Source organism: Nocardia jiangsuensis, assembly GCF_042650385.1.
GTDB classification, from domain to species: Bacteria; Actinomycetota; Actinomycetes; order Mycobacteriales; family Mycobacteriaceae; genus Nocardia; species Nocardia jiangsuensis.
In genome coordinates this window covers 138725-146426 of the sequence record NZ_JBHSAX010000004.1, presented here as the reverse complement: position 1 = coordinate 146426, position 7702 = coordinate 138725, and the positions used below count along the sequence as shown (strand labels likewise).

The 7702-nt window shown below is 71.4% G+C and carries 6 protein-coding genes; 3 read left to right on the top strand and 3 right to left on the bottom strand.

The features are described from left to right. Positions 1-43: 43 nt before the first annotated feature. On the bottom strand, positions 44-1147 hold the full coding sequence (locus ACFO0B_RS04475; protein WP_378610993.1) for a PQQ-dependent sugar dehydrogenase: 1104 nt from the start codon (positions 1145-1147) through the stop codon (positions 44-46). Positions 1148-1256: 109 nt separating this feature from the next. On the opposite strand from ACFO0B_RS04475, the gene ACFO0B_RS04470 reads away from it, so the two are divergent. Continuing rightward, positions 1257-2120, top strand: coding sequence for a DoxX family protein (locus ACFO0B_RS04470; RefSeq protein ID WP_378610992.1), 864 nt, complete (start codon positions 1257-1259; stop codon positions 2118-2120). 151 nt (positions 2121-2271) lie between these two features. On the opposite strand, the gene ilvD is transcribed toward ACFO0B_RS04470, so the two are convergent. Continuing rightward, positions 2272-4113 carry a dihydroxy-acid dehydratase gene (gene ilvD, locus ACFO0B_RS04465; protein WP_378610991.1) on the bottom strand — a complete coding sequence of 614 codons (1842 nt, stop codon included), beginning with the start codon at positions 4111-4113 and terminating at the stop codon, positions 2272-2274. Between the two features lie 158 nt (positions 4114-4271). Beyond that, a complete protein-coding gene (locus tag ACFO0B_RS04460) occupies positions 4272-4955 on the bottom strand; it encodes a PH domain-containing protein (protein WP_378610990.1) in 684 nt (227 codons plus the stop codon). Positions 4956-5259: 304 nt separating this feature from the next. Here ACFO0B_RS04460 and ACFO0B_RS04455 point away from each other — a divergent pair, with 304 nt between their 5' ends. Both ACFO0B_RS04455 and ilvN read left to right on the top strand, forming a co-directional pair. After that, positions 5260-7188: an acetolactate synthase large subunit gene (locus ACFO0B_RS04455; protein ID WP_378610989.1), complete on the top strand. Its 1929-nt coding sequence runs from the start codon at positions 5260-5262 to the stop codon at positions 7186-7188. After that, complete coding sequence (gene ilvN, locus ACFO0B_RS04450; protein WP_233019828.1) at positions 7185-7688, top strand: acetolactate synthase small subunit; 504 nt, start codon at positions 7185-7187, stop codon at positions 7686-7688. The genes ACFO0B_RS04455 and ilvN overlap by 4 nt, the downstream gene beginning before the upstream one ends. Positions 7689-7702 lie beyond the last annotated feature (14 nt).

Sequence of the window (7702 nt, the reverse complement as noted above, 5' to 3'; positions counted from 1 at the left end):
GGGGTCCGGGGGCTCGGCCCCCGGAAAACCCCCTTTCCGGACGCTAGTCCGGACCGCCTCCGCCACCGGCGGGCGGCGGAATCCGCACGACCCGGTCGTCATTGGGCCCTGGCTGCCCGCCGTCCTTGTTGACGGTGCCGACCCACACGGCACCGTCCGGCCCCGGCGTGGCCCCGTTGAGCCGCCCGTACTTGTCCTGCGCGAAGAGCGTCGGCGCCGTCGTCACCGCACGCGACGCCGGATCCGCCGTCACCAGCGCCAGCGCCCTGGCATTGCCGAGCGCCACCGCGACCCCGTCGGCGGTGGTCGCGCAGCCGGCGACGCCGGGGCGATCGGGCCAGGTCCAAGCGGTGATCGCGGTGTTGTCCGGGCCGAGTCGCTGCAACCGGTCCTCGGTGGCGGTGCGGTCGGTGACCCACACCCCGTCCACCGCGTCCCGGCACACATCGCCCGCGGTGCCGATCCCGGAGAGCAGCGTCTCCGGCTGCACCCCGCCGCCGGAGCGCGGGTTGGTGATGCCGAGCAGCTTGCCCGCCAATGTGCCCGGCGCCTGCGCGGCACCGGGATTCCCGGCGTCGCCGGTGAGCACGAGCAACCGCTCCGGCGTCACGAACTCCAGCGCGCCGTGGTTGCCGGTGGCTCCCTTCGGGATCCCGGTGAGGATCTCCTTGGGCGGCCCGCCCGCCGCGATCCGCACCACCCGGTTGTCCGACCCGGTGGTGATGTAGGCGTAGATCAGCCCGTCCTCCCGGTAGGTGGGGGAGAGCGCGAGGTCGCTGAGCCCGCCGTCCCCGGAGCCGTCCACGTCGATCCTGGCGATCTCGACCGCGGGCTGCTCCGGAACCACCTTGAGGATGCGCCCGGTGCGCCGCTCCGCCACGAGCGCGCCGTCGCCGACGGCGACCAGCCCAGCGGTGGGATCCAGGCAGGTCGCGACGACTGCGGGGTCGGGGTCGATGCACGGCCCGGTCGGCCGCTGCGTCGAGGACGGCGGCTGCGTCTCGCTCGGCCCGATCTGGGCGCCGCCGAAGGTCGGCTCCGGGGTGAACGGGCTGGACGCGGAGTCGTCGAAGCGGGCGCAGCCGGCGAGCACGGTCGAAGCGAGCACCAGGCCGAGCGCCACCCGGCCGACCGCAACCACATTCATGGTTCAGACGTTACGGAAGAACTTCCACGGCCGCCGCTCCACCCCCGAACCGGACACACCGCGGGGAACCATTCCGCGCGTCGCCGGAATCGGCCTAGGGTGGACGGTTGTGACGGAGAAGTCGAAGGGCGCACCGGATTCCGGTGACACCGGCCGGTCGCCCACAGGTCCCATCCCGCAGACCGGCGCCGTCGGCAATGTCGGCAGCCCCATGGACCAGCACGTGACGCAGGAATTCGCCCGCCCGAACCTGGGCAAGGAGGTCCCGCGGACCGACGACGAACTCGGGCTCGACCCGGACGATCTACCCAATGCCGAGGCACGCACCGAGGTGCTGCCCACCACCGCGCCGCAGCCGCCCGCCGACGACGCGACCTACTCCTACGCCAGCATCCCGCCCGCCGCCAACGCCCCGACCGATCCGGACCGCCTGCGCCGCACCCGCGACGACCGGCGCGGCACCCTCGACCTCGGGCTGTTCGTGCTGCGGCTCGTGGTCGGCGTGACCTTCGTCTACCACGGTGTGCAGAAGGCGTTCGGCTGGTTCCACGGGCCCGGTTTCGACGGCACGAAGGACTTCCTGACCCAGGGCGGCTGGGACAACGCCGGGTTGGCCGCGCCGCTGCTCATCGCCGGGGAGATCGGCGGCGGTCTGCTGCTCGTGCTCGGCCTGGCGACGCCGCTCGCCGCGGGCGCGGTACTCGCCGTGATCCTCGACGCCCTGGCTTTCAAGCAGGGCATGTACCCGGGCTTCCAGTACAAGGCCGGGCCGGGCGCGATCGAGCTGGAGAGCATTCTCGCGGGTGCGACGGTGGCGGTGCTGCTCGCCGGCCCCGGGCGCTGGTCGCTCGACCGCGGCCGCGGCTGGGCAACCCGCCCCAGCTGGGGCTCACTCCTGATCCTGCTCCTCGCCATCGGCGCGGCGGCCCTGACCTGGTGGTACCTACACGGCGGCAACCCGCTCGCCGGCTGACCCGCAGGGGCCGGTGGGCCACCCGCGCGCCTTTCGCGAGCAACCCGGGGCCGCCCGGCATCATGTGCCTCCGCACACCGGGCGCGGCCCTGTGCGCGCGCCACCCCGCGCCGAATCGGCACCCCTCACCCGAGGGGTGCCGATTCCCGTTTCACGGCACGCGCCGAACCGCACCCTTGTCCGCCGATGTCGCCAGCGCCGCGTAGGCGCGCAGCGCCGTCGTCACCGGGCGCACCCGGTCCACCGGCTGCCACGGCCGCTCCGCCGCCTCCATCTTGGCCCGCCGCTCGGCCAGCGCCGCGTCGTCGACCAGCACCTCCAGCGTCCGGGTGGCGACATCGATCCGGATCTGATCCCCGTTCCGCACCAGCCCGATCACGCCACCGCTGGCCGCCTCCGGCGAGATGTGCCCGATGGAGAGCCCGGAGGTACCACCGGAGAACCGCCCGTCGGTGATCAGCGCGCACTTCTTGCCCAGCCCGGCCCCCTTCAGGAACGCGGTCGGGTGCAGCATCTCCTGCATGCCCGGCCCACCGGACGGCCCCTCGTAGCGGACCACGAGCACGTCCCCCGCCTGGATCTTCTTGCCGAGGATCAGCGACACCGCCTCCTCCTGCGACTCGACCACGACGGCCGGTCCCTGGAAGGAGAACAGGTCCTCGTCGATACCGGCGGTCTTCAGGATCGCCCCGTCCGGCGCGATATTGCCGCGCAGCACCACCAGCCCGCCCTCGACGGTGTAGGCGTGCTCTAGATCGCGGATGCAGCCGCCGGCGGCATCGGTGTCCAGCGAGGACCAGCGGTTCTCGGTCGAGAAGGGCTCGACGGTGCGCACTCCGCCCGGCGCGGCGTGGAAGAGCTCCAGCGCCTCCGCCGAGGCCTTGCCGGAGCGGATGTCCCAGGTGTCGAGCCACTCGTCGAAGCTCGCGGTGTGCACGGTGGAGACGTTCTCCGCCAGCAGCCCGGCCCGGCGCAGCTCGCCGAGGATGGCCGGGATGCCACCGGCCCGGTGCACGTCCTCCATGTGGTAATCGGAGTTCGGCGAGACCTTGGCCAGGCACGGCACCCGGCGGCTGATCTCGTCGATGGTGCCGAGGTCGAAGTCGATCTCGCCCTCCTGCGCGGCGGCGAGGGTGTGCAGCACGGTGTTGGTGGAGCCGCCCATGGCGACGTCCAGCGCCATGGCGTTGCGGAAGGCGTCGGCGTTGGCGACGCTGCGCGGCAGCACCGAGGCGTCGTCCTCGCGGTACCAGCGGTTCGCGATGTCGACGACGACCGTGCCCGCCCGCTCGAAGAGCGCCCGGCGGGCGGCGTGCGTGGCGAGCGTGGAGCCGTTGCCGGGCAGCGCGAGCCCGAGCGCCTCGGTGAGGCAGTTCATCGAGTTGGCGGTGAACATGCCGGAGCAGGAGCCGCAGGTCGGGCAGGCGCTGCGCTCGACCTCGCTGAGCCCCTCGTCGGAGACGGCGGCGTTGGCGCTCGCCGAGATGGCGGTGATCAGGTCGGTCGGCGCCTGCGCGACCCCGCCGACGACCACCGCCTTCCCGGCCTCCATCGGCCCGCCGGAGACGAAGACCGCCGGGATGTTCAGCCGCATGGCCGCGTTCAGCATGCCCGGCGTGATCTTGTCGCAGTTCGAGATACAGACCAGTGCGTCGGCGGTGTGCGCGTTCGCCATGTACTCCACCGAGTCGGCGATGATCTCGCGGCTGGGCAGTGAGTAGAGCATCCCGCCGTGGCCCATCGCGATGCCGTCGTCCACGGCGATGGTGTGGAACTCGCGCGGAACGCCGCCGGCCGCCCGCACCGCATCGGCCACGATCTCGCCGACGTCCTTGAGATGCACGTGGCCGGGCACGAACTGGGTGTACGAGTTCGCGATGGCGACGATCGGCTTCCCGAAGTCGGAGTCGGTCATCCCGGTCGCCCGCCAGAGCGCGCGGGCGCCCGCGGCATTGCGGCCGATGGTGGTGGTGCGGGAACGAAGCGGTGGCATGGGCGTCCTCGTCTGGTCGCGGGCTGGAGCGACCGCGGGTGGCCGGTCGGGGAGAACACGACGGCCGCACCTGCGGCGCTTCAACGGTACTCGCGCCCCCGCGCACCGCCGGTCACCGGTCGTGCGGCCCCGACGGACCGCCGGTCACCGGCCGCGGTTCACTCGCCCTTCGCGGACGGCTCCGCCGAGTCGTCCGCGGCGGCTGCCGCCGCGGCCCGCTCGGCCGCCGACTGCTCCCGGATCGCCTCCTCGGCCTGGGCGAAGACATCCGGGATCCGCCCGTCCGAGGCCGCGATCAGCTCGCGCAGCCGGTCATACCCCACCGCGGGCAGCTTGACCTCGGACTCGTCGGTGAGCCGGGCCCGCACGAACCCGCGCTTGGGCAGCCGGACCCCGGCCACCCGCGACCACTCCACCGAGCGGGACGAGAAGATCGTGCGCAGCTCCAGCCCGTCCGGGGTCACCGTGGTCCGGGTGCGCTCCACCCAGGCCAGCACCACGACCGGGAGCAGCAGCAGCCACCAGAGCCCGGCCGGCCAGCCGACGAAGGCGAAGAAGACGCAGAAGGTGAGGACGAGCACGCCGATGTAGGCCAGCTGCGGCACCCGGATCACCCGCACTCCGGGCTCGACGCCGTGCGGCGAGCGCGGCCAGAGCAGCCAGCTCAGCACCCCTACCAGAGGGATCACCCCCCAGCGCAGCCAGTGCGGCCAGTCCAGCGCGAAGGCCACCGCGAGGAACACCAGGTAGAGCAGCGGCACCGCGACCGCCGCGATCCGCCGCCAGCGCCCACCCGTGGCGGATCCCGCCGCGGCGATGTGGGACGATGCAGGTGGTGGCACGGACTGATGCGGTGATGACACCCCCCCATCCTCGCATTCGGCCGAGCGGACTCGAGCAACCACTGTGCTCCCACATAATGGGACCGCGAGGGTCGGCTGTTTGACTCGACGGTTCACGCGCGCTTAACGTCGAACGCGTGAATCCAATCGAGCTTCTCGTACTCGGCCGGCGCGTCCAGCGTTGAGCACGACTTCCTAGTCGATTACGACAGCTCGCGTTGCGACGCGCCACCCTCGAACAGCCATGCTGATCGGGGGCTTTTTTGTGTTCGGGGTTCAAGACCACAAGCAGTGAGGAAAGACGGTGAGCGCACCTACCGCCAGGCCCGGGCCCTCGGCCCGCAAGCCTGCGCCTTCGGCCACTTCGCAGACACCCGTCGCGACTGCAACCGCGACGACGCGTCGCCAGCTCCCGCCCGAGCGGGTCACCGGCGCGCAATCCGTCGTGCGGTCGCTCGAGGAGCTCGAGGTCGACACGGTATTCGGCATTCCCGGCGGTGCGATCCTTCCCGTCTACGACCCCCTCTTCGACTCCACCCGGGTACGGCACGTGCTGGTCAGGCATGAGCAGGGCGCCGGCCACGCCGCGACCGGGTACGCGCAGGCCACCGGCAAGGTCGGCGTCTGCATGGCGACCTCCGGCCCGGGCGCCACCAACCTGGTGACCCCGATCGCCGACGCCCAGATGGACTCGGTGCCGATCGTCGCCATCACCGGTCAGGTCGGCCGCGGGCTGATCGGAACGGACGCCTTCCAGGAGGCCGACATCTCCGGCATCACCATGCCGATCACCAAGCACAACTTCCTGATCACCGACGGCGTCGACATCCCGCGGATCATGGCCGAGGCGTTCTACCTGGCCGCCTCCGGCCGCCCCGGCGCGGTGCTCGTCGACATCCCGAAGGACGTGCTGCAGGCGCAGACCACCTTCACCTGGCCGCCGGAGCTGCGGCTGCCCGGGTACCGCCCGGTCACCAAGCCGCACGGCAAGCAGGTGCGCGAGGCCGCGAGGATGATCCTGGAGGCCAAGCGCCCGACGCTCTACGTCGGCGGCGGCGTGATCAAGGCCGAGGCCTCGGACAAGCTGCTGGAGCTGGCCGAGCTGACCGGCATCCCGGTGGTCACCACGCTGATGGCGCGCGGTGCCTTCCCGGACTCGCACACCCTGAACATGGGCATGCCGGGCATGCACGGCACCGTCGGCGCCGTGGCCGCGCTGCAGAAGTCGGACCTGCTGATCGTGCTCGGCGCCCGCTTCGACGACCGGGTCACCGGACAGCTCGACTCCTTCGCACCGAACGCCAAGGTCATCCACGCCGACATCGACCCGGCCGAGATCGGCAAGAACCGGCACGCCGACGTGCCGATCGTCGGCGACTGCCGCGAGGTGATCGCCGAGCTGATCGAGACGCTCAAGGGCGACCCGGCCGCCGCGCGCACCCCGCTGCTCGAGCTCGTCGAGTGGTGGGGCTACCTGGGCGGACTCCGCGAGTCCTACCCGCTCGGCTGGACCCCGCCGAGCGACGGCTCGCTCGCTCCCGAGTTCGTCATCGACGCACTCGGCAGGCTCGCCGGACCGGACGCGATCTACTGCGCGGGCGTCGGCCAGCACCAGATGTGGGCCGCGCAGTTCATCAAGTACGAGAAGCCGCGCACCTGGTTGAACTCCGGTGGCCTCGGCACCATGGGCTACGCCGTCCCGGCGGCCATGGGCGCCAAGATGGGCGCGCCGGAGAAGGAGGTCTGGGCGGTCGACGGCGACGGCTGCTTCCAGATGACCAACCAGGAGCTGGCCACCTGTGCGGTGGAGGGCGTGCCGATCAAGGTCGCGCTGATCAACAACGGCAACCTCGGCATGGTCAGGCAGTGGCAGACGCTCTTCTACCAGGAGCGCTACTCCAACACCGATCTCGGCACGCACACCCTGCGCATCCCGGACTTCGTCAAGCTGGCCGAGGCGCTCGGCTGCCACGGCATCCGGGTGGAGCGGGAAGAGGACGTGGAGGCCGCGATCCGCGAGGCGCAGTCGATCAACGACCGGCCGGTGGTGATCGACTTCATCGTCGGCAAGGACGCCCAGGTGTGGCCGATGGTCGCCGCGGGCACCAGCAACGACGAGATCATGGCCGCGCGTGGCATCCGCCCGCTCTTCGACGAGGACGAGCAGGTCGGCGAGCCCGCCGTCATCCACGAGGCGCTGACCCACGGCCAGAACGGACAGGAACAGCCATGAGCACTACGCACACGCTGAGCGTCCTGGTCGAGGACAAGCCGGGCGTGCTCGCCAGGGTCGCGAGCCTGTTCTCCCGGCGCGGCTTCAATATCGAGTCGCTCGCCGTCGGCGCCACCGAGGTGCCGGAGATCTCCCGGATGACGATCGTCGTCACCGTCGAGGACCTGCCGCTCGAGCAGGTCACCAAGCAGCTCAACAAGCTGGTGAACGTCATCAAGATCGTGGAGCAGGATCCCGATGCCTCGGTGGCCCGCGAACTGATCCTGGTGAAGGTGCGCGCCGATGCCAGCGTGCGGACCCAGGTGATCGAGGCGGTCACGCTGTTCCGCGCGAAGGTCATCGACGTCTCGCCGGACGCGCTGACCGTCGAGGCGACCGGGACCAGGTCCAAGCTCGACGCGCTGCTGCGGATGCTCGAGCCGTACGGTATCCGCGAGATCGTGCAGTCCGGTGTGGTCGCGCTCGGGCGCGGTCCGAAGTCCATCACCGCGACCCGCTAGTTCAACAATCGTTC